The sequence below is a fragment of the Clostridium estertheticum genome (assembly GCF_018861295.1).
Lineage (GTDB): Bacteria > Bacillota > Clostridia > Clostridiales > Clostridiaceae > Clostridium_AD > Clostridium_AD estertheticum_D.
In genome coordinates, this window is record NZ_JAHLDM010000006.1 from 67,350 (window position 1) to 93,078 (window position 25,729).

General features: G+C 31.8%; 22 protein-coding genes. All 22 read left to right on the forward strand.

What is annotated here, in order from left to right; genetic code table 11:
- Positions 1–154 precede the first annotated feature (154 nt).
- The 22 genes from KPL54_RS08125 to KPL54_RS08225 all read left to right on the forward strand — a co-directional run bounded on the left by KPL54_RS08125 (position 155) and on the right by KPL54_RS08225 (position 25,681).
- Positions 155–1,033 carry an L-ribulose-5-phosphate 3-epimerase gene (locus KPL54_RS08125; RefSeq protein ID WP_216106092.1) on the forward strand — a complete coding sequence of 293 codons (879 nt, stop codon included), beginning with the start codon at positions 155–157 and terminating at the stop codon, positions 1,031–1,033.
- Positions 1,017–1,706 carry an L-ribulose-5-phosphate 4-epimerase gene (araD, locus tag KPL54_RS08130; protein WP_216106093.1) on the forward strand — a complete coding sequence of 230 codons (690 nt, stop codon included), beginning with the start codon at positions 1,017–1,019 and terminating at the stop codon, positions 1,704–1,706. Before KPL54_RS08125 ends, araD begins: the two co-directional genes overlap by 17 nt.
- 28 nt (positions 1,707–1,734) lie before the next feature.
- Positions 1,735–2,784: a hypothetical protein gene (locus KPL54_RS08135; protein WP_216106094.1), complete on the forward strand. Its 1,050-nt coding sequence runs from the start codon at positions 1,735–1,737 to the stop codon at positions 2,782–2,784.
- A gap of 91 nt (positions 2,785–2,875) precedes the next feature.
- Positions 2,876–4,456 (forward strand): bifunctional metallophosphatase/5'-nucleotidase, encoded by a 1,581-nt coding sequence (locus KPL54_RS08140; RefSeq protein WP_216106095.1) that lies wholly within the window; start codon positions 2,876–2,878, stop codon positions 4,454–4,456.
- A gap of 129 nt (positions 4,457–4,585) precedes the next feature.
- Positions 4,586–5,446, forward strand: a complete 861-nt coding sequence (locus KPL54_RS08145; protein ID WP_216106096.1) for a hypothetical protein — start codon at positions 4,586–4,588, stop codon at positions 5,444–5,446.
- Positions 5,447–5,920: 474 nt separating this feature from the next.
- Positions 5,921–7,141 carry a ComEC/Rec2 family competence protein gene (locus tag KPL54_RS08150; protein WP_216106097.1) on the forward strand — a complete coding sequence of 407 codons (1,221 nt, stop codon included), beginning with the start codon at positions 5,921–5,923 and terminating at the stop codon, positions 7,139–7,141.
- Positions 7,142–7,354, forward strand: a complete 213-nt coding sequence (locus KPL54_RS08155; RefSeq protein ID WP_216106098.1) for a DUF3006 domain-containing protein — start codon at positions 7,142–7,144, stop codon at positions 7,352–7,354.
- Between the two features lie 412 nt (positions 7,355–7,766).
- Positions 7,767–8,612 carry a class II fructose-bisphosphate aldolase gene (locus tag KPL54_RS08160; RefSeq protein WP_216106099.1) on the forward strand — a complete coding sequence of 282 codons (846 nt, stop codon included), beginning with the start codon at positions 7,767–7,769 and terminating at the stop codon, positions 8,610–8,612.
- Positions 8,613–8,623: 11 nt separating this feature from the next.
- Positions 8,624–9,640, forward strand: coding sequence for a 5-dehydro-2-deoxygluconokinase (gene iolC, locus KPL54_RS08165; protein ID WP_216106100.1), 1,017 nt, complete (start codon positions 8,624–8,626; stop codon positions 9,638–9,640).
- Positions 9,641–9,665: 25 nt separating this feature from the next.
- Positions 9,666–10,454 carry a 5-deoxy-glucuronate isomerase gene (locus tag KPL54_RS08170; RefSeq protein ID WP_216106101.1) on the forward strand — a complete coding sequence of 263 codons (789 nt, stop codon included), beginning with the start codon at positions 9,666–9,668 and terminating at the stop codon, positions 10,452–10,454.
- 35 nt (positions 10,455–10,489) lie between these two features.
- Positions 10,490–12,424 (forward strand): 3D-(3,5/4)-trihydroxycyclohexane-1,2-dione acylhydrolase (decyclizing), encoded by a 1,935-nt coding sequence (gene iolD / locus KPL54_RS08175; protein WP_216106102.1) that lies wholly within the window; start codon positions 10,490–10,492, stop codon positions 12,422–12,424.
- Positions 12,425–12,443: 19 nt separating this feature from the next.
- Complete coding sequence (gene iolG / locus KPL54_RS08180) at positions 12,444–13,457, forward strand: inositol 2-dehydrogenase (RefSeq protein WP_216106103.1); 1,014 nt, start codon at positions 12,444–12,446, stop codon at positions 13,455–13,457.
- Between the two features lie 30 nt (positions 13,458–13,487).
- On the forward strand, positions 13,488–14,384 hold the full coding sequence (gene iolE, locus KPL54_RS08185) for a myo-inosose-2 dehydratase (RefSeq protein WP_216106104.1): 897 nt from the start codon (positions 13,488–13,490) through the stop codon (positions 14,382–14,384).
- Between the two features lie 45 nt (positions 14,385–14,429).
- The gene (locus KPL54_RS08190) at positions 14,430–15,785 is read left to right on the forward strand and encodes an MFS transporter (protein WP_216106105.1); all 1,356 of its coding nucleotides are present in this window, start codon (positions 14,430–14,432) and stop codon (positions 15,783–15,785) included.
- A gap of 191 nt (positions 15,786–15,976) precedes the next feature.
- Positions 15,977–18,895, forward strand: a complete 2,919-nt coding sequence (locus tag KPL54_RS08195; RefSeq protein ID WP_216106106.1) for a metallophosphoesterase family protein — start codon at positions 15,977–15,979, stop codon at positions 18,893–18,895.
- A gap of 372 nt (positions 18,896–19,267) precedes the next feature.
- Positions 19,268–19,939 carry a hypothetical protein gene (locus KPL54_RS08200; protein WP_253203391.1) on the forward strand — a complete coding sequence of 224 codons (672 nt, stop codon included), beginning with the start codon at positions 19,268–19,270 and terminating at the stop codon, positions 19,937–19,939.
- Positions 19,903–20,097: a hypothetical protein gene (locus KPL54_RS26020; RefSeq protein ID WP_253203392.1), complete on the forward strand. Its 195-nt coding sequence runs from the start codon at positions 19,903–19,905 to the stop codon at positions 20,095–20,097. Before KPL54_RS08200 ends, KPL54_RS26020 begins: the two co-directional genes overlap by 37 nt.
- Before the next feature lie 6 nt (positions 20,098–20,103).
- A complete protein-coding gene (locus tag KPL54_RS26025) occupies positions 20,104–20,346 on the forward strand; it encodes a transposase (protein WP_253203393.1) in 243 nt (80 codons plus the stop codon).
- A gap of 341 nt (positions 20,347–20,687) precedes the next feature.
- Positions 20,688–21,443: a DeoR/GlpR family DNA-binding transcription regulator gene (locus tag KPL54_RS08210; protein ID WP_216106107.1), complete on the forward strand. Its 756-nt coding sequence runs from the start codon at positions 20,688–20,690 to the stop codon at positions 21,441–21,443.
- Positions 21,444–22,105: 662 nt separating this feature from the next.
- Positions 22,106–23,527, forward strand: a complete 1,422-nt coding sequence (locus KPL54_RS08215; RefSeq protein ID WP_216106108.1) for a sugar porter family MFS transporter — start codon at positions 22,106–22,108, stop codon at positions 23,525–23,527.
- A 197-nt stretch (positions 23,528–23,724) separates the two neighbouring features.
- Positions 23,725–24,216, forward strand: a complete 492-nt coding sequence (locus KPL54_RS08220) for a PTS sugar transporter subunit IIA (RefSeq protein WP_253203394.1) — start codon at positions 23,725–23,727, stop codon at positions 24,214–24,216.
- 307 nt (positions 24,217–24,523) lie between these two features.
- The gene (locus KPL54_RS08225; RefSeq protein ID WP_216106109.1) at positions 24,524–25,681 is read left to right on the forward strand and encodes an iron-containing alcohol dehydrogenase; all 1,158 of its coding nucleotides are present in this window, start codon (positions 24,524–24,526) and stop codon (positions 25,679–25,681) included.
- The last annotated feature ends 48 nt before the right edge of the window (positions 25,682–25,729 follow it).

Genomic DNA, 25,729 nt, shown 5'->3' on the forward strand with positions numbered 1-25,729 from the left:
TTATAATATTATAATGAAAAAAATGCAATAAACTATATATAGTAAGGCTTACGAATTAAACTGCACATATGTGCAATGTATGATAATATGTTGACTGGGGAAAAACTAGATGATATATTTAAATAAAAGTTTAGTCAAAGGGGTGTGAAGGAATATGTATGATTTAAATAGAGTTCCTATTGGTATTTATGAAAAAGCTTTGCCTTCTAGTTTTTCCTGGGAAGAAAAGTTAACATCAGCAAAAGAAGCTGGCTTCGACTATTTGGAAATTTCAATTGATGAAACAGATGAAAGGTTAGCCAGACTTGAATGGTCAAAGGAAGAAAGAGAAAAATTAAAGAAGCTTATTAGTGCTACTGGGGTTATGATTCCAAGTATGTGCTTAAGTGGTCATAGAAGATTCCCCTTTGGAAGTAAAGATGAAAATACTCGTAGTAAAGCCTTGGATATTATGAAAAAGGCAATCGAACTATCCGCGGATCTAGGGATACGGACAATTCAATTAGCTGCCTATGATGTATATTATGAGGAAGAGGATGAGATTACAAAAGCTTTCTTTATAGAAGGAATGGAAAAATCTATAGCAATGGCAAGTAAAGCAGGTGTAATGCTTGCACTTGAAATAATGGATACCAAATTTATAAGTACTATATTAAGAGCAATGCCATATATAACTAAATTTAATTCCCCTTGGTTTAAAATATATCCAGATTTAGGTAATCTGAGTGCTTGGGGTAGCGATGTTGAGGCAGAACTAGAACTTGGACTTCCACATACTGTTGCAATTCACGTAAAAGAAACAAAGCCAGGAGTATTTAAAGAGGTTCCTTTTGGTGAGGGGATTGTAAAATTTGCTGCACTTTTTAAAAAATTAAAAGAATTAAATTATCAAGGACCCTTTCTAATAGAAATGTGGGCTGATAATAGCAAGGTTATTACCAAAGAAGATGCTGTGCGTGATATTTACAACGCAAGAATATTTGTTAAAGAAAAAATGATCGAAGGTGGGATGGTAAATGCTAAAAGAGCTTAAAGAAAAAGTATTAGAAGCTAATTTACAGCTCCCTAAAAAGGGATTAGTAACATTTACTTGGGGAAATGTAAGTGCAATTGATAGAGAAAAAGGATTAATTGTAATAAAACCAAGTGGAGTTTCCTACGAAAAAATGAAAATTGATGATATGGTAGTAATTGATCTAGATGGCAAAATAGTGGAGGGTAAATTAAATCCTTCCTCAGATACTGATACACACATATTACTCTATAAAGAATTTAAAGGAATTGGAGGTATAGTGCATACCCATTCAAGTTGGGCAACAAGCTGGGCACAGGCCGGAATGGCAATACCTTGTTTTGGAACAACACAAGCAGATTATTTTTATGGAAGTATTCCCTGTACTAGAAAAATGTCGCAAGAAGAAATTAAGGGAAGATATGAATATGAAACTGGTAAGGTAATTGTGGAGACATTTAAAGGAATTAATCCGGAATTTGTACCAGGTGTATTAGTAAATAATCATGGCCCTTTTGCTTGGGGAAAAGATGCAATGGATTCAGTTCATAATGCTGTTGTAATGGAAGAGGTTGCAAAAATGGCTTATAGAAGTATTCAATTAAATAAGGAGCTAGGATCTATAGACAATAATCTTCTAGGCAAGCATTTTTTAAGAAAACATGGTGAAAATGCTTATTATGGTCAAAAATAAAATAAATATATTAGATGAGGTGGCAAATATGAAAATTAATAAAAAGGTCATTGCAAATTTAACAAAATGTTATTCAGTAGCTCCCTTAAAATATAATGGTACAAACTGTTTTTTAGTAGCAGCTGAAAAAGTTGATCGTTGTATACTTTTTGATTTAGAAGGAAATGAAATTGAAACAGTATGGAATGAACCTGGTGGTGTTATGAGTATGGTTCAGGTGCCAGGAACTAATGGACAGTTTTTGGCAACGCATAAGTTTTATTCGCCAAATGATTCAAAACAAGCGAAAATTGTAATAGTAACACCTGGCACGGACGGGCGATGGAGTGTTAAAACTTTAGTAAACCTTCCTCATGTCCACAGATTCGACTTAATCAAGCGAAACGGTAATATATATCTAATAGCATGCACTTTAAAATCAGGTCATGAATATAAAGATGACTGGTCAAGCCCTGGAAAGGTATATGCAGCTAAGCTTCCTAATGATTTAAGCAAATTTAATGAGGAGTTTCAGCTTGAGCTAAAGGTAATAAAGGATGGTATGCTAAAGAATCACGGATATTATAAAGTGATGGAAGAGGGAGTAGAGACTGCTGTAATTTCATGTGAAATTGGAGTTTTTCAGTTTGTACCTCCAGAGGTAGAGGGGGTGGAATGGGAAATTAAGCAACTAATAAATACTCCTTCAAGTGATGCGGTTCTAGTGGATATTGACAGTGATGGGGAAATGGAATTGGCTGTACTTGCACCTTTTCATGGAGAAACTGTACGAATATATAAGAAGATAGAAGGAACTTACACGGAAATGTATGCACATCATGAGCCGGTAGAATTTACCCATGCCCTTTATGGAGGAAATTTGTGTGGAAAGCCTTCTATTGTAGTTGGACATAGACAAGGTGAAAAATCCCTATTTGCACTTACGTATAATATTGAAAAAGGAAAGATACAATGCGAAAATATTGATACAGGGTGTGGACCTGCTAATGTATATCATTATGTAAAAGATCATAAAGATATTATTATAGCTACAAACCGTGAAATTGATGAAGTGGCTATGTACACAATTGAACCTTAGATAGGAGGAAATCAAATTTATTATCATATAGACTTGTTTTATGATAAAATTAGTTATTAGAATTATTTATCTTTTGATTGGAGAGTTTAATATGTGTATTAATGAAAATTTTAGACTAACAATATTAGAAACTAGTGATGTTCATGGAACAGTCTTACCTATAAATTATTCGGACAACTCCTATGCAAACTGTGGCCTCGCGGCTTTGTCCACTATAATTGCAAGGGAAAGAGAAATAAATCAGGCTACCTTACTTATAGATAATGGGGATATGGTTCAAGGTACAGCTCTTACATATTTTCATGCTAAAATTAATAATAGTAGGCCGAATCCAATGATTGAGGTCATGAACATTATGGGATATGATGCTGCTGTAATTGGCAATCATGAATTTAATTATGGAAGGGCTTATTTGGATAATGCTATAAAAACTTCAAATTTTCCATGGTTATGTGCTAATATTACAAAAAAAATTACAGGGGAAAGTTTTATTAATAAGCCTTACATTGTTAAAACTTTTGATAATGGTTTAAAGGTAGGTATTTTAGGGCTAACAACTAAGTATATTCCTAACTGGGAAAGTGAAGGTACAATTAAGGACTTAGATTTTAAAGATGTAGTAAAGAGTGCAAGTTATTGGCTCCATATAATGAAAGATAAAGAAGCTACGGACATAAATATAGTATCCTATCATGGCGGGTTTGAAAGAGATTTAGAAACGGGGGAACTTTCTGAAAAACTCACAGGAGAAAATCAAGGTTATGAGTTATGTACTAAAGTGAGTAATATGGATGTGCTTCTAACTGGCCATCAACATAGAGTTATAGAAAATTTATTGGTAAATGGTGTTTTAGTTGTGCAACCAGGTTACAATGGTAATTGTATTGGCAAAGTAACTATGGACTTAGTTAAAATATCTGGCAAATGGTCAGTGCGAAGCAAAGTGTCTAAAGTTATTGATGCAAATGCTTTAGATGTTGATAAGAAAATTTTGAATGTTACATGCCCAATAGAAACAGAAACGCAAGCTTGGCTTGATATTCCAATTGGACATGTAGAAGGGGACATGCTTATAAAAGACCCATTAAAGGTAAGGCTTAAAGATAATGCTTTTGTTGAGTTTATAAATAATGTTCAGATGGATGCAGCAAAGGTTGATATATCCAACACAGCTATCTTTGATAATAAATGTAAGGGTTTTAATTATAAGGTTACGATGAGAGATATAATATCAAATTACAAATATCCGAATACATTAAAGGTAATTAGGATAAAAGGTTCTGACATAAAAGCGGCTCTCGAGAGAACAGCAGAATATTTTAGTTTAGTTGATGGTGAGATAGGGTTAGCAAAGAATGGTAATTATCTTAAACTCCAACATTATAATTATGATATGTGGGAAGGCATAGATTATGTTATAGATATTACAAAACCTATAAACTTTAGAATTACGAAAATTAATTATAAAAACGCTCCTCTTAATATGGAGGGGGAATATGCTGTAGTAATGAATAATTACAGAGCAGGTGGCGGTGGTAATTATTTATTGTTTAGGGGTAAACCGGTCCTTAAAGATATACAAACAGATATGGCTGAACTAATTGCAAATTACATACTAAAGAGAAAAACAATTAAAGCAACCGTTAATGATAATTGGAAAGTTATATACTAATTAAAATTAAAGAAAAAGCAACAAAAACTAAAATAGTTTTTGTTGCTTTTTTTTATTAAATGAAGAAATAAACGAATAGTATAGAATATTAAACATATTATTAATAGAGCAAAAAGGAGAACTATAATAATGAGTGAGATTGAGTATAAGAAAGTTGTTTCTAAAGATTGTCCAACAATACTAGGCCAAAAGCATTTATTAAATATAAACGATGAATATCTATTATCGAACGGTGGAGTTTTGATAGATAATGGAGGAAATTTGATTTGGAATACTAAGTGGGAACATTATTTTTCAAGAGCTATATATATAAAAGAAAAACAAATAATTTTGACCAATAGAACTCTTGATTTTGGTATAGAGGGGGAGTATAACTGTGGAATAGCTTGCATTGACATGAAAACAGGGAATTATATATGGAAACATTTCTATGACAAATATGAATCTAAGTTTAATTTAAGAAAAAAAGAACCGGACATTAACATGATTAGAAGTATAAAAAAGGTATGTGTTGATGAAAATTGCGTATATGCTGATGATTTTAAAGTTAATTTGGATGATGGGTCTTATTCATATATAGGAGAAAGAAGAATAAAAAAAAATAAAACACCAAATGAAATTTATCCGGAGTTTGCAAAATCATTTAAAGAAAAGATCCATAATAATGCTGAATATAAATTAAAGTTTAATATCAAAGATAATATTATTAAAATCAATAATCAAAAATTATTTAAAGAAGGATACTTTTTTAATAAATGTGATTTTATTATGGAAACAGATCAAAGTATACATTTTTTTGGTACACCTGCAAAGAGAAATCACCAAAATGCAATATTATTTAAATACTCAAAAAAACTAAAAAAAATGGTGGAAGAAATTGATCTACCATTTAGGAATGCACCTTTTGAAGCCTATGACTTTTTTGGAAAGGGTATGCTGATTTTTGTAAGAGACGATATATATTTATTGAAAGACTTTTTCTTAGAATAGAGTATAGATTATTAATATAAAGAAGAAAAATTATGCCAAGTTAATAAGGGCATAACTTTTCTTCTTTTGCTATTTTACCACTGTTTAAATCTATTAGCATTACGTAAAGATTTAGAAAATTTAAAAGCAAAATACTGCATTTGGGGGGGACCCAATGCAGTATTTTTTATACATATAACAATAAAGTTGGTATATTTAAATTATTGACTATTCTACAAATTTTATTCGTTTTATTTGTAAGATTTTTATAAAACTCCGGGAGTAGTATACGGGAGTTTTATTATTTATACAAAAATTGAAGGGTATTTGCATATATTTGTTGAATAATGACAGTGGAATGATTTAATTGTAGGTAGAGCATTTTAAACGCGATATAAAAATGTATTAGCAGTTATGTAATTGCTCGAATATAATTATATATACGATTATGTTATTTTAGAACAAAAGTAAAAAATATATTACAAGGGGATTAAAATGAGAAATATTAAAAAATATCTGACTTCTATTTTGGGGGTAATACTTATTTTCAGCTTGACTGGTTGCTCAAGTATATCTGAAAATGCTACAAAAACAACTTTATCAAGTAAAGTATCATCAAAGCAGAATACAACTGAGAAACAGCTTCAACCTACTAAAAATATAAGCTTAGCTAATAAAAAGACAGTTAATGGTAATCTAAGAGTTTCATATATAAATGTAGGACAAGCTGATAGCATTTTAATAGAGCAAGGAACAAGCTCAATGTTAATAGATGCAGGAAATAATGAAGACTCAAGTACTGTTAAAAATTATATAACAAAGCAAGGTATTACGAAGCTTGATTATATTGTAGGTACGCATCCACACGAGGACCACATTGGAGGGCTAGATTACGTAATAAACAGTTTTCAAATAGGTAAAATTTATATGCCAAAGGTTACATCAAATACTAAGACTTTTTTAGAGGTGGTAAGTGCCATTAAAGCTAAGGGAATGAAAGTAACTACACCTACAGTTGGGGAAACTTTTAAAGTAGGGGGTGCAACAGCTACAATTTTAGCACCCAACAGTACTGGCTATGAAGATTTAAATAATTTTTCAATTGTAATAAGATTAACCTTTGGCAATAATAGCTTTATTTTTGACGGGGATGCGGAGGGAGCATCTGAGAATGAAATATTATCCAAAGGTTTTAATATAAGTGCTGATGTGCTTAAGGTAGGACATCATGGTTCGAGCTCATCAACTACTCAGGCATACTTAGATAAAGTAAATCCTAAGTATGCTGTTATTTCATTAGGTAAAGAGAATAGTTATGGCCACCCTCACAAATCAACAATGGATAAATTAAAAGCGAAGGGTGTTAAGGTTTATAGGACTGATGAAAGTGGAACAATAGTTGCAACATCTGATGGTAAAAATATAACCTTTAATACTAAACCAGGTAGTTATGCTTTTTTAGGGTCAGGTTCAAGTTCTGCTGGTAAAAGTTCTTCAAGTAGCGGAACCTCGACAGTTAAAAAAGTTGCGATAAAATTGCCTAAATCATCAAATAATAGTAAAGTTGTATATTATACCCCATCAGGGAAATCATATCATTATGATAAAAATTGTAGAACACTCGCAAGAAGTAAGACTATATTAAGCGGAACGTTAGGTGAAGCATTAAGTTCTTCACATAATGATCCTTGTAATATATGTGCAGGAGGTAATTAAGTGAATGTAATAATCGATAGATTTGAAGGGAATTATGCTGTTTGTGAAAAAGAAGATAGGACTATGATAGATATTAAAAAATCTAAAATTCCTAGTATAGCTAAAGAGGGGGATGTACTGAGTATTGATAATGATGTGATTATTATTGATATAGAGAAAACTAAAAAGAGGCTTAACGAAATTGAAAAATTAACAAAAGGGTTATGGGAATAGTTAATATTAATTTAAATATATAAAAGCTGGTGAATAAATTCACCAGCTTTTATATATTTAAGGTGTATATTGACCTTCTACTTTTATCACTGTGACCACACATTTTTAGATTCAAATTCTAAATTTGCCTATAAGATACTCAACATTTAATAAATAAACAAAAAAATAGCCAATTGGTATTGACAAGTGTTGGTTAAGTTATGTATAATATAATCAATAAGTAACAATAAAATAACAACATAGGAGGTTGAAAAATGAGCAACTTTATTTTAAAACCAATTTATATAAATAATGTGGAGAAATTTGTAGGGGCGATGATAACGAATACACAAAAACAATGATTGTTTGGCGAAATCGAATTTAAAGGTAAATTGTTATAAATATATGAATCATTATGAAAGAGGTGGAATAAATGTCATTAGTAGGTATGAAAGATTTATTGAGTAAGGCAGAAAAAGGAAAATATGCAGTTGGATCTTTTAGTATAGCAAATATGGAGATGATAATGGGAGCTATAAAAGCTGGTGAAGAATTAAAATCACCGATGATACTTCAAATAGCGGAAGTAAGATTAAATCATACACCATTATGTTTAATAGGACCGATGATGATTGCAGCAGCAAAAAATGCAAAAGTTCCAGTATCTGTACACTTAGACCATGGAATTACAATAGAAAGAATAAAGGAAGCTCTTGAGATTGGATTTACTTCAGTTATGATAGATGGTTCAAAACATACACTTAAAGAGAATATGAAGTTAACAAAAGAAGTTATTTCTGAGTCAATAAAATATAATGCAGACGTAGAAGCTGAAATAGGGCGTGTTGGGGGTAGTGAAGATGGATCAGAAAATTTATCAGCGTTATGTACTGGGGTAAATGAAGCGAAGGAGTTTTATGCGCAAACGAGTGTTGATGCATTAGCAGTAGCAATAGGGAATGCTCATGGAGTATACTTAGAAAAACCAAAATTGAATTTTGATGTATTAGATAAAATAAATAAAAGTGTAGAGATTCCATTAGTACTCCATGGCGGAACAGGTATAAGTGAGGATGATTTTAGAAAATGTATAAGTCTTGGAATTAGAAAAATAAATATAGCAACTGCAACATTTGCGTCAGTTGAAGAAAATGTTAGAAGATTATATGAACAATCGGAAAAGGTTGATTACTTTGAATTGCATCAGGCAGAAATAGAAGGGGCATATCTTAATGTAAAGAGACATATGTTGATATTTGGAAGTCAAAATAAAGCTTAGGAGGCAAAATGATGGGTTACATTAAATTTGATAATAGTAGGAAATTCGATATTGTTCCAATAGGTAGAGCTGCAATTGATTTTAATCCTATTGATATAAATATGCCACTTTCAGAAAGTACAACTTTTAAAAAATATTTAGGTGGGTCACCAGCGAACACTGCTGTAGGACTTGCAAGATTAGGTAAAAAGGTAGGGTTTATTGGCAAGGTTTCAGATGATAGATTTGGTGAATTTATTATTAACTATTTTAAAAAAGAAGGAATAGATACGTCGCAGGTAGCCATTGCTAAAAATGGAGAATCTTTAGGGCTTACCTTCACGGAAATACTAAGTCCAACAGAAAGTAGTATATTAATGTATAGAACCGGTGTTGCAGATTTAGCTCTCGAAGCCTGCGAAATAAGCGAAGAATACATTAAAAATTCTAAGGCTATTATAATATCTGGAACTGCTCTAGCGCAGAGCCCTTCAAGAGAAGCTACTTTGAAAGCGTTAGAGTATGCAAAGAAAAATAATACGGTAGTTATATTCGATATTGATTATAGAGAATATACATGGCTTAATAAGGACGAAATTGCAATTTACTATGCTATTGTTGCAAAGGCTAGTGACGTTATAATAGGTTCAAGCGAAGAATTTGAGTTAACTCAAGGAATAATTGGACAAGATAAATGTGATCAGGAAATTGCTAATAGATGGTTCGGTTATGGGAATAAAATTGTTGTTATAAAACATGGAAAAGATGGATCAACTGCCTATACATCAGATAAAAAAAGTTATAATATAAAGCCTTTCCCAGTTAAACTCCTTAAATCTTTTGGTGGTGGAGATGCATATGGTTCTGCATTTGTTTACGGACTACTTGAAGGATGGGATATTATTGATTGCTTAGAGTTTGGCAGCGCTTCAGCTGCAATGCTTGTTGCAAGTCACAGTTGCTCAGATGCAATGCCAAAAGCTAAAGAGATTAAAGAATTTATAAGAAAGAGTAAAGAAGAACATGGAGAAATGGTTGCACGAGTTTAAAAAAGATTTATAAGGGGGTATTAACATGGTTTATAGTTTAGGTGGCATAAAGTATGGCGGAAACTACTTGTGTGAAATTGATGGTAAGAACAAAGATATGTTAATGGATATAGTAGTTGTGAAACTCAGAAAGGGAGAAAGGAAAGAATATTATGAAAATGATAAGGAAATGGCATTACTTCTCCTAACAGGAAATATAAAAATAAGTTGGAAAGAAAACGAAAAAATAATGAAGAGAGATTCTGTATTTGATGAGGATCCATGGTGTCTTCACGTATCAAAAAATACAAAAGTTGAATTAACTGCAGAGGATGAAAGTGAAATACTTATTCAATCTACAGATAATAAAGAAAAATTCGAACCTAAATTTTATGCACCTGAAGATTGCCAAAGTGATATTTTTGGAGAAGGTACATGGAATGGTACTGCAAGGCGGGTCGTTAGAACTGTATTTGATTATAAGAATGCACCTTATTCTAATATGGTCATGGGTGAAGTTATAACCTATCCTGGCAAATGGTCAAGCTACCCACCACATCATCATCCACAACCAGAGGTATATTTCTATAAATTTAATAAACCTCAAGGTCTAGGTTTATGTTTAATTGGTGACGAGGCTTATAAAATAACTGATGAAAGTTTTGCTACAATACCAGGAGGTCTTGTTCATCCACAAACATCAGCTCCAGGTTATGCAATGTATTATTGCTGGATGATTAGGCATTTAGAAAACAATCCATGGACAGACAGGATAGATGTACCAGAGCATCAATGGCTTTGGAAAAAAGATGTTAAAATCTGGCCTGATAAATAGTATTAATGACAAATTAAGATATGAGGAGGTTTGAAATGGCTACAATTAGACTAACTACAGCGCAAGCATTAATCAAATTTTTAAATAACCAGTTTGTGAGTTTTGATGGTAAAGAAGAAAGATTTGTTGAAGGGATTTTTACAATATTTGGGCATGGAAATGTACTAGGTCTTGGGCAAGCATTAGAGCAAGATCCAGGTGATTTAATAGTTCGTCAAGGAAGAAATGAACAAGGTATGGCTCAAGCGGCTGTAGCTTTTGCAAAGCAAAAAAGAAGAAAACAAATATACGCGTGCACATCATCTGTAGGACCTGGTGCTGCTAATATGATAACTGCTGCAGCAACAGCAACAGCAAATAATATACCTGTACTATTATTGCCAGGTGATACATTTGCTACAAGGCAGCCAGATCCTGTACTTCAGCAAGTTGAACAAGAACACAATGCTTCAATTAGTACAAATGATGCTTTTAAACCTGTAACTAAATATTGGGATAGAGTGAGCAGACCGGAACAATTGATGTCAGCTATGATAAATGCAATGAGAGTATTAACAGATGAGGGAGATACTGGCGCAGTATGTATTGCACTGCCACAAGATGTTCAAGCAGAAGCTTATGATTATCCAGAATATTTTTTCAATAAGAGAGTTCATAGAATTGAAAGAAGAAAAGGTACAGATGCAGAACTAGAAGATGCTATAAGCTTAATAATTAGAAAGAAAAAACCATTAATTATTTGTGGTGGAGGAGCCAAATATTCAGAGGCCGGTGAAGAACTAAAGAAATTTGCGCAGGAATTTAACATACCTATTGCTGAAACGCAGGCAGGAAAAAGTACAGTAGAATCAACTCATTATCTAAATTTAGGTGGAGTCGGAGTTACAGGCAATCGTGCTGCAAATCTTATAGCTAAAGACGCTGACTTAATAATAGGACTTGGAACAAGATTTACAGATTTTACAACGGGTTCTAAAGGATTATTTAAAAATGATGAAGTTGAGTTTTTAACAATAAATACATCTAGATATAATGCAAATAAAATGGATGCTACTAAAGTTGTTGGAGATGTATTGGTTAATTTAGAAGAACTTATGTATAAGCTTATTAAAAAAGGATATAAGAGCAAATATAACAAAGAAATTTCTGATGCGAAAAATAAGTGGGAAAAAGAAATTGATAGATTATATAGTATAAAATATGGTGAAGATGATTTCAAACCAGAAATAGCAAGGCAAAATGAAGCAAGTTTAAAAGAATTTTATGAACTTTGCGGAGAAGCTCTTCCACAAACTACAGCTATAGGTGAAATTAACAAGTTCCTTGAAAAAGATTATGTTGTAGTTGGTGCTTCAGGCAGTTTACCAGGAGATCTACAAAGGTTATGGGTTTCAAAAGATAAATATAGCTACCATATGGAATATGGTTTTTCATGCATGGGATATGAAATATCAGGAGCTTTAGGAGTGAAGCTTGCAGAACCTAATAAAGAGGTATATGCAATGGTTGGTGATGGAAGTTACTTAATGCTTCATTCGGAACTTGTAACCTCTATTCAAGAAAATAAGAAGATAAATGTATTGTTATTTGATAATAGCGGATTTGGTTGTATTAACAATCTAGAAATGGGAAATGGAATGGGTAGTTTTGGAACCGAATTTAGATATAGAAGTGAAGAAAGTGGTAAGCTTGATGGTGGACTAATTTCAATAGATTTTGCAAAATGTGCGCAGGGGTATGGAGTGAAAAGCTATACAGTTAAAACAATAGAAGAGCTTAAAGCAGCACTAGTAGATGCAAAAAAACAAACTAGATCTACTTTAATAGATATAAAAACACTTCCAAAAACAATGACAGATGGTTATGATTCTTGGTGGCATATAGGTGTTGCTGAGGTTTCTAATAAAGAATCAATAAAAAAAGCTTATATTGATAAAAAAGATAATCTTATAAATGCAAGGAAATACTAAAACTAGAGGAGATGCTATTATGTTAAAAGTTGGAATTATTGGTGCAGGAAGAATTGGGAAGGTACATGGAGAAAGTATATCAAAATATGTGAAAAATGCTGAAATAAAGTCAATTGCGGATGCATACTTAAATGATGAAACAAGAGAATGGGCGAAAAGTAAAGGAATACATGAGGTGTATTCTGATTATAAAAAAATATTAGAAGATCCAGAAATTGATGCAGTATTAATTTGCTCTTCAACAGATACGCATTCTCCAATCTCAATAGAGGCAATAAGAGCAGGAAAACATGTTTTTTGTGAAAAGCCAATTGATCATGATTTATCAAGAATAAAAGAAGTTATTAATGAATTAGGTAAAACTAAGGTTAAATATCAAGTAGGTTTTAATAGAAGATTTGATCATAATTTTATGTCAGTTAAGAATGCGGTTGTTGCCGGAAAAATTGGAGAACCTCGTATCTTAAAAATAACTTCAAGAGATCCTGAGGCACCTTCAATTGATTATGTAAAAGTTTCTGGTGGCATGTTTTTAGATATGACAATTCATGATTTTGATATGGTAAGATATCTTTTAGATAGTGAAGTGAAAGAGGTATATGCAGCTGGTGGGGTATTAATTGATAAGGCTATAGGTGAGGCTGGAGATATTGATACAGCAATTATAACATTAAAGATGAAAAATGGAACTTTAGCAGTTATTGATAACTCAAGGCAATCAGCTTATGGATATGATCAAAGGGCAGAAGTATTTGGATCATTAGGTCAAGTTGCAGTAGCAAATGACAGCACTTCAACAGCCGTAATATCAAATGAAAATGGTGTTACAGGAGAAAAGCCTTTATTTTTCTTCCTAGAAAGATATATGCAAGCTTATGCACTAGAAGTAACAGAATTTATTGACGCAATTGTAAATAATACACCTACGCCTGTAAATGCAGAAGATGGTTTACAAGCTGTATTAATTGGTGTAGCCGCTACAAAATCATTACATGAGAATAGACCAGTTAAAATATCTGAAATTAAATATTAGATGCAATTTTAGAATTGGGGGGATTATATTATGTTTAATAACAATAAAGTAAAATTGGGAATTTGTCCAATAGGTTGGACGAATGATGACATGCCAGATTTAGGAAAAGAAAATACTTTTGAGCAAGCTGTAAGCGAAATGGCTCTTGCAGGATTTAAAGGTACAGAAGTAGGCAATAAATATCCTAAAAATGTGGAGGATTTAAAAAAAGCCCTTGATTTAAGAGGATTACAAATAGCAAGTGCTTGGTTTAGTTCATTTCTAACAACTAAGCCATTTGAAGAAACTAAGAAAGATTTTATTGCACATAGAAATTTCTTGTATGCTATGGGGGCTAAGGTAATTGTTGTATCAGAGCAAGGGCATAGTATACAGGGACAGATGGATGTTCCAATATTTGAAGGTAAATATCATATGAATGAAAATGAATGGAAGAGCTTTGCAGATGGACTTAATAAATTAGGCGAAATTGCAAAAGAAAAGGATATGAAAGTAGTTTACCACCATCATATGGGAACGGTAGTTCAGACTACTGAAGAGATAGATAAACTTATGGATATGACAGATGATAGTTTAGTTTACTTGTTGTATGATACAGGACATTTGGTGTATTCAGGAGAAGATCCATTAGCTATATTAAAGAAGTATGTAAAAAGAATAAAACACGTACATTTAAAAGATGTACGACCAGAGAAAAAAGCTAAGGTTAAAAAAGAAAAATTAAGTTTCCTTAGGGGAGTTAGAGAAGGAGCTTTTACAGTTCCGGGAGATGGATGTATAGATTTTGTACCAATATTTAAAGTACTTTCTGATAACGATTACGAGGGATGGCTATTGGTAGAGGCTGAACAGGATCCAGCAATAGCAAATCCGTTGGAATATGCAAAAAAGGCTAGGGCATATATTTATAAAACAACCCAATTATAAGAAAACACATTATTTGTGTAATAGTATAGGGAGGAAGTGTTAATTATGAGTATATTTAAATGGTTTTTATCCGGTGATGAAAAACCTCGTATTAAAGATGAATCAAAGGTCAAACACATGTTTAAGCGCGCTAGGGTTCAAGGATTAACAGCCATGATTATTGGTTATGGCATGTACTATGTTATGAGATTGACGCTAGGTGTTGTAAAACAACCGATGATTAGGGAAGGATTTACGCCTATGCAACTTGGCTCAATCGGTGCTGCGATGACAATTGCAATTGCATTTGGTAAATGCATAAATGGATTCCTTGCTGACAGGTGTAATATTAAAAAAATTGTTCCAATAGGATTATTGGGTGCAGCAGTAGCTAATTTGATTTTGGGATTTTCTCATAGTTATTGGGTCTTTTTAGTGTTGTGGTTTATAAACGGATGTTTTCAATCAATGGGTTCAGCTCCATGCATTGTATCTATATCACAATGGTTTTCAAAGAGTAAATTAGCAACATATTATGGTGTTTTTAGTATTGCACATTACGTTGGTGAAGTAGCAACTTTTGTTGGTACATCAATGTTAGTAGTTGCATTTGGTTGGCATTCGGCATTTTATGTTCCAGGAGTTGTATGTATTTTCTTGGCAGTTATGATGCATAGATCTATGTATGATCGTCCTCAAGCTTATGGTTTACCTTCTGCAAATGAATTTGAGGGTGAGGCGGTTATTGCTAAAAAAGAAAAAAATATATCAACAAAAGAAGCTCAATGGGAAGCAATTAAAAATCCATATGTTTGGATAGTAGCTGTGAGTGCAATTTGTTTGGGTATTGTAAGGTACTCTATTGATAGTTGGGGTGTTTTATTTCTACAAGAACAAAAGGGCTATAGTCTAGTTATGGCAGGGAGTATTATTGCAATATCACCAATAATGGGAGGTCTTGGTTCACTATTATCAGGTGTCATATCGGATAAAGTTTTTAAATCACGTCATGCTGTGACAACAATTGTTTTTGGATTGGTAATGTTAATAGGTATAATCGGGTTCTGTTATGCACCAGCTGGAAGTCGAATTCTTAATATGATTTTTTTAGCTATATTTGGTTTTGGATTAGGTGTCAATTTATGTTTTATCGGAGGCATGCTTGCTGTAGATTTTTGTTCGCAAAAAGCTACAGGTGCAGCAATGGGGATAGTTGGCTTACTTGCATATTGTGGCGCAACATTACAAGAGTTTGTTAATGCTAAACTAATGAGTATCAGTAAAATCGTTGTTAATGGCACTGTTACTTACAATTTTAATTATATTATGTTGTTTTGGGTAATTTCAGTTATTATAATGACATTAGTTATTGTTCCAACATTATGGGCTAAAAAGGTAAAAAAGGAAGCAGTATCGATGTAACTATAAGATAACTGAACACTGTTCAAAGTTTTAAAAGAACTTTTAAATTTAAAATAAATCATACAAAATATCCTCATGATTTTTGTATGATTTATAATTATATAGTCGATTAAAAACAATATTAAATTATTTTTAAAGTGTAAGCTACTGTAGAAAAACATAAATTCATTTATATTGGAGGAAATATTAAAATGGTTGAGGATGTTATGCTGAATGGACCGTATTTGCTATCACCAACTACAAACAGTATGACTGTAGTTTGGGAAACTCGAACCCGGATAAAAACGAATGTATTTTATGGAATATATGGACAGCTGGATCAAAGTATAGAAGTATGCATTCACAAAGAAACATCCTGTAAAGATAATGCTGACGGCAACTTTATTTGTATGGCTATTATAAATAACCTTGATTCAAATACTCAATATAGTTACATGATTCAGTTAGAATCTGGAGAAAAGGTGCGAGGTAATTTTAAAACTCTAAATGATAATCCCGATAAAATAAAGATTTTCACAATAAGTGATTCTCATTTATTTTATACGAACAAGCAATTTTCAAACATAGTTATGAGAAATAAACCGGATTTCATTATTCATGTTGGAGATATTCCATTTGGGACAGGTTATCAACGTGAACAATATGAAAATAATTGGTTTAAAAAAATCCCTGAAGTACTAAAAACAATACCATTTATCTATATACCTGGTAATCATGATGATGGTCCATTTTACAACGATTTTTTTACTTTCCCGCAATCAAAAATTTACCACTGTGATGAAACTGGGAGGACATTTTCATTTGACTATGGAAAAACACATTTTTTAATGATTGATAGCAATTCTTGGGGTCTGTTTGAAATGAACGCAGTTAATTCGGGCTTACTTGTTGATGTTAAGACTAAAAAACTAATTAAGGATACATTAGATTGGGTAATTGATGATTTAAAATTAGAGCAATCGCAAAGTGCGGAATGGAGAGTAATGGTGCTTCATCATCCATATACAGATGAATTTAATAATAAATATATTGTTCCTATTGCTGAAAAATATAATGTTAATTTTGTGCTCAGTGGTCATCTACATTACTATATTAAGAATATATCTATAAATCCTAAGATTGGTGCGAAGACAGTTTACATAACACAAGGAAGTGCACAAGATGGGGAAAATGAATTAAATTTAGGAGAGTCTGATAAACGTTTATTAGCTGAATTTCCAGAAGTTATCGCTACTGGAAAAGGAGATTATGGTTGCATAAACATAGTAAAGGATAGGTTTGATTATCAAAGTTTTGGGTTTGAAAATGATAATCCACAAGAAATTTTGGTGGATACAGTAATTTTAACCAATGAAGAGCCTAAAATTATTATTTCAAACGTTCAAATTACTACTCTTGATAATTTTGGGCATATTCAAATTACTGGTAAAACTAGAAATGTAGGAAGTGGTATAGCGGCTGTAACAGTTAGGGTTAACGATAATGAGATTGAACATGTAATTAATTTGTTTGGTAATAAAGGCGAAGAGAGAGTTATTGCATTAAATTGTAATGAGGAAATTTTTTTTGTGGCAATATATGAAGCAAAAATTCCTGGACAACATGGATTACGAGTAACAAATGTAACTAAAAATATTATAGTTTCTGAACCTAAGCAATTAACATTTGAATATATGAAACTTAAAGTTGACAATGATAAAAATACGAATTTGTTAAGTGCTAGTGTTGAAATTACAAATAATCTAAAAAATGATCTACATGTTCCGGTTGAGTTTTTTATTGACGAAAATATTATTGAAACAAAAATGGTGTCATTAAGGGGATATGAGAAGAAACTTATCCAGTATTATCATAAATTCTTACGTGGTGGAAACTATCGTGTGAAAATAGCTAACTTAGAGGAGAAAGAAATTAAGATACAAAGCACTTTACGCATAATACCAAGAGTTAAAGATTTATCTGGAAATGGTAATGATGCACTTTTACACGGTACACCAAGGGTTGTTAAAGAGGCTGACAGGGTGGTGGTGAAGTTAGATCAATACAGCGATTATTTAGAAATCCCTGATAGCGATAGCTTGCATGTAAATGAAGGTTTTACGGGCGTGGTATGGGCAAATATTAGCCGATTGGCTAAGAATACGGAGATGGGGCATAATCCATTGATGGCTAAAGGAAAGTCAATTGGGTGGGGTGCAACATATTTATTGCGTATGGTAGTTGAGCGAGCAGGAAGTTTAAAATGGGGAACATGTTATGATGGTACAGAATACCATTGGCAGGGTGGTAATATAAGCTTAAATGAATGGGTTCAATATACAGTTAGTTTTTGTAAAAAAAGTGGTGGTGATTCTTATTGTAATGCAAATAAAGTTGCATCGATTTTAGGTATTCCAATGGAATCTAAACTAAGGAATTGGGAAAATGAACCATTATTTATTGGATATTCGTATATTGGACATGTTATTACAGAAATTGGTAGACCAAAATATTTTACGCATTTGCCAGCGCAGATTAGTCAAGTTAGATTTTATAGAACAAAGCTAACCTGTGATGAAAACCAGTTTATTTATGAAAATCCTATTGAAATTGGACCTAAATCCGACGAATTAGCGGTTTGGTTAGACTTTAGTAATATTGAAAACAAAGGCACACATATCACTGAATGGAGACGCCCAGCACAATTTAAACCTTCTTATAAAACAGAAAAAAAATGTTGGAATTTTAATCAATTAAAAATCACTGCTGTTGTACCAAGTCCAGCTTATTTAGAGGCAATAGTGGAAATTTCTGATGATGGCGAGTTGGTAAAGGATTCAAAGAATATTTGTATTGAAAATGGGACTAGATATGTTGATCTGTTAGACTTACAACAGGGACAGTATATTAGAATAGTGACAAAATTTACAGCTGAGGTCGGTGGTAAGGGTACTTTTATCCCTGAGTTGTCAGAATATCAAGTAACTGCTTCAACCGAGAATGATTTTACGGAAATAATATGGGGAACGCGAAGTGATTGGGAAAAAGGTAATTTGATAGGTGCAATTGGTTTCGAATCTAGTGATAGGCTAAAAACTTTTGATGAATATACAGATGTTATTCATGGATGATTATGTTATGTATTATGATTAGATTTAATTATTTTTATTTGTAAGCAGAAGTTTAGCACATGAATTTTTTTAAGGCGGTAGCCTGTTGATTTGTAATAGTTTATTGGTGATTACCAACAAAACCATAAATTCCGATTTTTACTGGAAATTAGAGTCAAAAAATTTGCAAAATAAAAGCATCCTTTTTATAATAGTTTTGCGAACAATAAAAAAAAGGATGCTGATAAAATAAGCAAAAGTTATTTAAAGCAATTACTCACTTATATTAATAAGGTATATCATATAGGTGAAAAAATCAATACCTTAGAAGATAAAAGAATAAAATCTCCAGTAAAAGTTTCCACAATTATTTTTGTTGTATTATTCGGATTTATGCTACAAATAAGAAGTTTTAATAGGTTAAATCACTGGCTTGAAAAAGGTAAATTCAAGAAAGTATTGCCCAAAAGAACTAGAGTTCCACGTATTGACGCCGTTAGGCGGTGTTTGAGTGATTTTGATTTAAAAGGCTTGAATAATGTTCATACCGATATAGTAAAAACTACTATAAAAAATAAGGTATTTAGAGCTGGTACTTTAGACGGGCTAAAAGTCGTAGCTATAGATGGTGTGGAGCTGTTTGAGAGTGCTAAAAAGTGTTGTGACAACTGTCTTTCACGTACTCATAAGAATGGAGTTACTCATTATTTCCATAGGACAGTAGTATGTGCAACCGTAGGTTCAGACCAACATATTATTTTAGGGCAAGAAATGCTTGAACCTAAGAAAGACGGTTCAAAGAAGGATGAAGGTGAAATCACAGGCGGCAAGAGGCTAATAAAAGACCTATATAAAAAATATCATCATTTTGCAGATATTATAGTTGCTGATGCTTTATACTGCAAGTCCACTTGGATTAAAGAGGTGCTTTCCATAGGCATGAATGCAGTTGTAAGAGTTAAGAATGAAAGGCTTCACATCGTAAAAGATGCATTAGCTTTATTTAAATGCAAAGAGGCAGATGAAAGTTGGACTGTGAAGAAAAAAATAACAACTACACCATAATTAAAGCTTGGGACGAAGCTCATTTTGAAATGCCAGCTTCAGATATAAAAGTAAGATTTATAAAATTTGTGGAACAAATTCATACTGGAGATAGTGTAGAAATTAAAGAAGCATGGATTATAACAACAGATAAATTCACCTCAGTAAAAAGTTTGTGACTAATAATGCATAAGAGATGGGATATAGAAAACAATGCATTTCATCAGTTGAAAACAGAATGGCATTTAGATCATTGTTTCCTTCAAGGCCCTACGGGCGTAGAAACAGTTTTAATGTTTATAATAATAGCATTTAATTTGATGCAACTATATTTTTTTAAGTGCATAAGAAGTTTTAGAAAGAAGCGTATGCTTCAAATAGACATTATAGAAGATAGTTGGGATAACCCACTATTTGTGAAGACATAATTCAATATTAAAACTGGAAATTGATTATTAATATTTATTGGGGTGGGGGGAATTATAACTATTTTTAAGAAACAGTAGTCTGTGCACTTCCCAGTTATTCAACAAAATTTTAAAATATACAATTTCAGTAAATTGAAAATTATTACTGGAAATTTGCTGCTAAACTTCTGTATAATTAGATGTGCTATTGACGTATGTTGGTTAAGTTGTGTATAATTATAATTAAAAATCACAATAACTTACCAAAGAATATTAGATAATGCTGGACACGTTTCTATTAAACTATGTAATTAAAGTCGGCAATATTTAATACAAAAAACATGAAGAGAGGATATCTTATAATGAAAACTAATAGGATCAAAGAAATCGAGGAATATATACTAAGCAATGAGTCAGTTAGTTTAGACTCATTATGTGATGTATTTAAAATTTCCAAAAACACAATCAGGCGAGATATAAATGAAATTGAAAAAAAAGGTAGCATAAAAAAAGTATATGGTGGGGTAACGGCTGTTGTTAAAGATTTAATACCATTCGAAGAGAGAAATATTAAAAACAACTATAAAAAAATAGCAATAGCTAAGGCCGCATGTCAATTTGTAAAGGATGGAGATGTTATATTCATTGATTCTGGTACAACAACACTTAATATGATAGAATTCTTAAAAAACAGAAATGATATAACTATATTGACTAATAACTTGAATGTTATAGTAAGTGCACTTCCTTATCCAAATTTAAATGTTATTTGTACAGGAGGTAGTCTAATAAGAAAAACAAATTCTTTTGAGGTCATTAATACATTATCTATTTTTAAAGACTATAACATAAGTAAAACATTTATGGCAGCCACAGGCATTTCTATAGCTAATGGAGCAACAAATTCTTCACCATTAGAATATAAGCTTAAAAAAGTTATAGTAGAAAAGAGTAATGAGTTATTCTTGCTAGTAGATTCTACTAAATTTGATGTTTCAGCACTTATGACTTATTGTGAATTAAGCGAGATAAATCATCTTGTAACAGATAAAAAACCGCCTGAAAAATATATGGAATTTTTTGAAAAAAATAAGATTAATGTTATTATATCGGAATAATGGTTAAAGAAGAACAATTAGATATTATAAATTGTTCTTTTTTCTTTTTGATGCTTTTTTTATAAAGTACATTATGGTTAGATTTAAGACCATAGTCAGCGCAAAACGCAGCAGGCATATTTTACACCATGTCTTCAATAGTGGTAGATGTAGAGCTCTTCAATGAACCACATAACCTATTTGGAAAAGGTTTTTACTTCTTACTAATTGCAACTATCATATCTAGTAATTACATTAATATTATTTTTTTGCCAATAATAAAACTTCATTAATGTAGTTTAATAGAAAAACGATAGATACTCAATATATAATCAATACATGATATATATGTAATTGTTATTGACTTTTTGACCTTAATATAAGTATAATATAACCATAACATAACAAACAAATAACAAAAATGAAACTAAAAAATACTATTAGGGGGTAATGTAATGAATAGTTATTTTATAAAAACAATGGAAACATTTACGATTAGTAATAATAGTTAATACATTCTATGTAAACGATTTGTGTAAACGATTTATAAAAATCATCAAAAATAAACATAGTGAGACTTTGCAATAAAAATTATTTTGAATAAGGTTTCACAGCTAAAAATTAGGAGAACCGATGTTTTAGGGGTTTTACAAGCTACTAATTATATAATAGGAGGAATTATTATGGAATTTGAACAAGATCCTAAGAAAAAAAAATATTTTAGAAGAATAGCTACTGTATCAACTTTTGGTGGACTTTTATTTGGTTATGATACGGGGGTAATTAATGGGTCACTGTCTTACATGACAAGAAAGGATCAATTAAATTTAAGCACTATGACGGAAGGACTTGTTACAAGTGGATTATTATTTGGTGCCGCTATTGGTGCAGTAATAGGAGGACGTTTATCTGATAAATACGGTAGAAAAGCAATAATTAAGCTTCTTGCTATAGTTTTTGTCTTTGCAACACTAGGGTGCGCAATTTCACCTACTGCTTCGATTTTAATTGCTTGTAGATTTATATTAGGGCTAGCTGTAGGAGGTGCATCAGTTATTGTGCCAACATTTTTAGCCGAAATATCGCCTACAGAAGTAAGGGGCAGTATTGTTACTCGAAATGAGGTAATGATTGTAATTGGACAATTATTAGCTTATATATTGAATGCAATTTTAGGAAATGTTTTCAATACTCCTAGTATTTGGAGATACATGATAGTTATTGCTACTATACCAGCACTTATTTTATGGGTTGGAATGTTTACAGTTCCTGAAACCCCAAGATGGTTAGCTGCTAACGGAAAAATATCCGAAGCATTGGAAGTTTTAAGGAAAATCCGTACTCAACACCAAGCAGACGATGAAATTAAACAAATATCAGATATTATTGAAGCTGATAAACATTTAGAGCGTGCGACCTTTAAAGATTTAAATATCCCATGGATTCGTCACCTTGTATTAATTGGAATTGGAATAGCCATCACACAACAAATTCCAGGAATTAACATAATGATGTATTATGGAACATCAATTTTGGAGAAAGCTGGATTTGGAACTCAAGTAGCATTAATAGCTAATATAGGAAATGGATTAATGTCTGTTACTGCAGCACTTGTTTATATGAAGTTTTTTTCAAATAGGTTTGGTCGTAGATTCCTATTATTAGTAGGACTTACTGGAACAACTTTAACAATGCTTGCGATGACTATTCTTACGAATACTTTAGCAGGTTCACCTATTCTTCCATATGTTGTACTTACACTAACTATAGTTTTCTTGGCTTTCTTCCAAGGATGTCTTGGACCAATTGCCTGGCTGTTATTAGCTGAAATTTTTCCACTAAGAATAAGAGGACTAGGAATGGGTATTTCAGTATTTTTCCTATGGATTACTAATTTTTTCATTGGTCTTCTTTTCCCTACAATGTTAAGTAATTTTGGTTTATCTGGTTCATTTGCAGTATTTGTAGTGTTAGGTGTTATTGGATGGACATTTGTATATAAGTGTGTACCAGAAACACTTGGTAAATCCCTAGAAGAACTAGAAATACATTTTAAAAGTTACAAATCAAAAAAACAAAAATCAGAAATAAGCGCAAATAGATAAATAACTTGTCTGAATTGACATGTATTGCATAAGTTATGTATAATAGAATCAACAGATAACAATAAGAGAGCCAAGTGATGAGCAAATTGTTTCCAAAATAGAAATATTTAAATTCTTGATAATGGGTTTAATTAGTAAATAATATGTAGCAATTGATTAATAATTAATTGTTAATTTACAGAAAGGTGATGAGAATAATGTTTAAATTTATCAAAAAAGATAAAGAGGAAATGTGTATAATTTTAAAATCCCCTATTGTGGGAAGGTGTTTTGATATGTCAGAAATGCCTGATGAAATGTTTTCAAAAAAATTATTAGGAGATGGAGTAGGATTTGAATCAACTGATGGGATATTATATGCACCAGTTGATGGTGAAATCCTTCAAGTGTTCCCTACAAAACATGCCTTGATTTTAAGGACTAAAGAGGGGATAGAAATATTACTTCATATAGGAATTGATACATTACAGATGAAAGGTGAGGGTTTCGAAGCTTTTACTGAGAAGGGAAAACATGTTAAAGTAGGAGATAAATTATTAACTTTTGATAATGAATTAATAAAAGCAAAAGTTAAATCTAATTTGAGCGTACTAATTGTTACAAATAATAATTTAATAGAATCTATTGATATTAAATTAGGTACTGTAGATAAAGATAATGAAATACTAAAAATAAGATTAAAGAAATAGAGAACTTGCCAACGTGATTTTCTATCACATTATTTAAGACGCTTGGACATATATGTAAAAGTAGTATGGAAACATTTTATAAAATTTTTAAGCCCTACGTAAAGATATATCTTTGCATAGGGTTATTTGTTTTAATATTTAAGATATTCTATAACACAGTTGCATAAGTAAAACCTAAATTCAACTAAAACATACTCAAATTTTATAAAAATGATTTAATACACGATTACTATTGACAGGTGTTGGTTAAGTTATGTATAATGTAACCAAGACATGAGAATAAAACAATGATATAGGAGGTTCGATGATGAGTAACTTATTTTTAACACCAAGATATATAATTACTGGAAAGGAAGCACTTAGCCAAGCTAGTGAAAATGTTAAGCAGCTAGGAAAGAAGGCTTTGATTGTAACAGATAATATGATGGTTAAACTTGGAAGTCTTAAAAAAGTAACGGATATGTTAGATAGTATCCATATTGAATATGCGGTTTATAGTGAAGTTAATAGTGAGCCCACAGATACTATGGTGAACGGTGGAATATTAGCTTATAAACAAGAAAAATGTGATTTCTTAATTGGATTAGGTGGCGGAAGTCCTATAGATACAATGAAAGCTGTAGGAGCCATGATAACGAATACAGGAAATATCAATGAATATTTAGGTAAAATAATTCCTAATGCAACACCTCCTTTAGTTGCATTACCTACAACAGCAGGAACGGGTTCAGAAGCAACTCAGTTTACTATAATATCTGATACAAAGAGAGATATAAAGATGTTGTTAAAAGGACCTAATCTAATGCCAACTTTAGCAATAATAGATCCAATTTTTACAACGACAGCTCCGCCTAATGTAACAGCAGCTACTGGATTAGATGCATTAACTCATGCAATTGAAGCATATACATCGAAGAAATCGCAGCCTATGTCAGATACATTTGCGCTTTCGGCAGTTAAAAGGATAAACAAATATTTACTAAGAGCTTATAAAAATGGAAATGATGTTGAAGCTAGAATAGAAATGTCAATAGCCGCACTGGAGGCTGGGATTGCTTTTAACAATGCCTCAGTTACAATAGTTCACGGTATGAGTAGACCAATAGGTGCACTTTATCATGTACCTCATGGATTATCTAATGCTATGCTACTTGAAGATTGTTTGAATTTTGCGCTACCTGGAACGCCAGAAAGATTTTGTGACTTAGCTAAAGCTGTAGGTATTTATAAAAAAGGTGATAGCGATATAGAGGCAGGAGAATCGTTTATAAAAGAAGTTGGGAGGTTATGTAAAAATTTAAATATTCAAACCCTTGAGGAGTTTGGTGTTAATAAGGAAAAATTCACTGAAAATTTAGATAAAATGGCAATTGATGCATTAGACAGTGGAAGTCCGGGAAATACAATAAGAAACACTAGTAAGGAAGATATAATAAATATTTATAAATTATTATGGAAGATGTGAAATAGATTCAATTACTAGGAGTTTTTAGCTTAAATTAACATTAAAACT

What these genes read in the sequence shown, in the direction of transcription:
- iolD (WP_216106102.1), top strand. Translation starts at nt 10,490, where the DNA reads ATGGCTACAATTAGACTAACTACAGCGCAAGCATTAATCAAATTTTTA.
- iolG (WP_216106103.1), top strand. Translation starts at nt 12,444, where the DNA reads ATGTTAAAAGTTGGAATTATTGGTGCAGGAAGAATTGGGAAGGTACAT.
- KPL54_RS08145 (WP_216106096.1), top strand. Translation starts at nt 4,586, where the DNA reads ATGAGTGAGATTGAGTATAAGAAAGTTGTTTCTAAAGATTGTCCAACA.
- KPL54_RS08215 (WP_216106108.1), top strand. Translation starts at nt 22,106, where the DNA reads ATGGAATTTGAACAAGATCCTAAGAAAAAAAAATATTTTAGAAGAATA.
- KPL54_RS08170 (WP_216106101.1), top strand. Translation starts at nt 9,666, where the DNA reads ATGGTTTATAGTTTAGGTGGCATAAAGTATGGCGGAAACTACTTGTGT.
- KPL54_RS08125 (WP_216106092.1), top strand. Translation starts at nt 155, where the DNA reads ATGTATGATTTAAATAGAGTTCCTATTGGTATTTATGAAAAAGCTTTG.
- KPL54_RS08140 (WP_216106095.1), top strand. Translation starts at nt 2,876, where the DNA reads ATGTGTATTAATGAAAATTTTAGACTAACAATATTAGAAACTAGTGAT.
- iolC (WP_216106100.1), top strand. Translation starts at nt 8,624, where the DNA reads ATGGGTTACATTAAATTTGATAATAGTAGGAAATTCGATATTGTTCCA.
- KPL54_RS08150 (WP_216106097.1), top strand. Translation starts at nt 5,921, where the DNA reads ATGAGAAATATTAAAAAATATCTGACTTCTATTTTGGGGGTAATACTT.
- KPL54_RS08210 (WP_216106107.1), top strand. Translation starts at nt 20,688, where the DNA reads ATGAAAACTAATAGGATCAAAGAAATCGAGGAATATATACTAAGCAAT.
- araD (WP_216106093.1), top strand. Translation starts at nt 1,017, where the DNA reads ATGCTAAAAGAGCTTAAAGAAAAAGTATTAGAAGCTAATTTACAGCTC.
- KPL54_RS26025 (WP_253203393.1), top strand. Translation starts at nt 20,104, where the DNA reads ATGCATAAGAGATGGGATATAGAAAACAATGCATTTCATCAGTTGAAA.
- KPL54_RS08195 (WP_216106106.1), top strand. Translation starts at nt 15,977, where the DNA reads ATGGTTGAGGATGTTATGCTGAATGGACCGTATTTGCTATCACCAACT.
- KPL54_RS08220 (WP_253203394.1), top strand. Translation starts at nt 23,725, where the DNA reads ATGTTTAAATTTATCAAAAAAGATAAAGAGGAAATGTGTATAATTTTA.
- KPL54_RS08200 (WP_253203391.1), top strand. Translation starts at nt 19,268, where the DNA reads ATGCTACAAATAAGAAGTTTTAATAGGTTAAATCACTGGCTTGAAAAA.
- KPL54_RS08225 (WP_216106109.1), top strand. Translation starts at nt 24,524, where the DNA reads ATGAGTAACTTATTTTTAACACCAAGATATATAATTACTGGAAAGGAA.
- KPL54_RS08135 (WP_216106094.1), top strand. Translation starts at nt 1,735, where the DNA reads ATGAAAATTAATAAAAAGGTCATTGCAAATTTAACAAAATGTTATTCA.
- iolE (WP_216106104.1), top strand. Translation starts at nt 13,488, where the DNA reads ATGTTTAATAACAATAAAGTAAAATTGGGAATTTGTCCAATAGGTTGG.
- KPL54_RS08160 (WP_216106099.1), top strand. Translation starts at nt 7,767, where the DNA reads ATGTCATTAGTAGGTATGAAAGATTTATTGAGTAAGGCAGAAAAAGGA.
- KPL54_RS08190 (WP_216106105.1), top strand. Translation starts at nt 14,430, where the DNA reads ATGAGTATATTTAAATGGTTTTTATCCGGTGATGAAAAACCTCGTATT.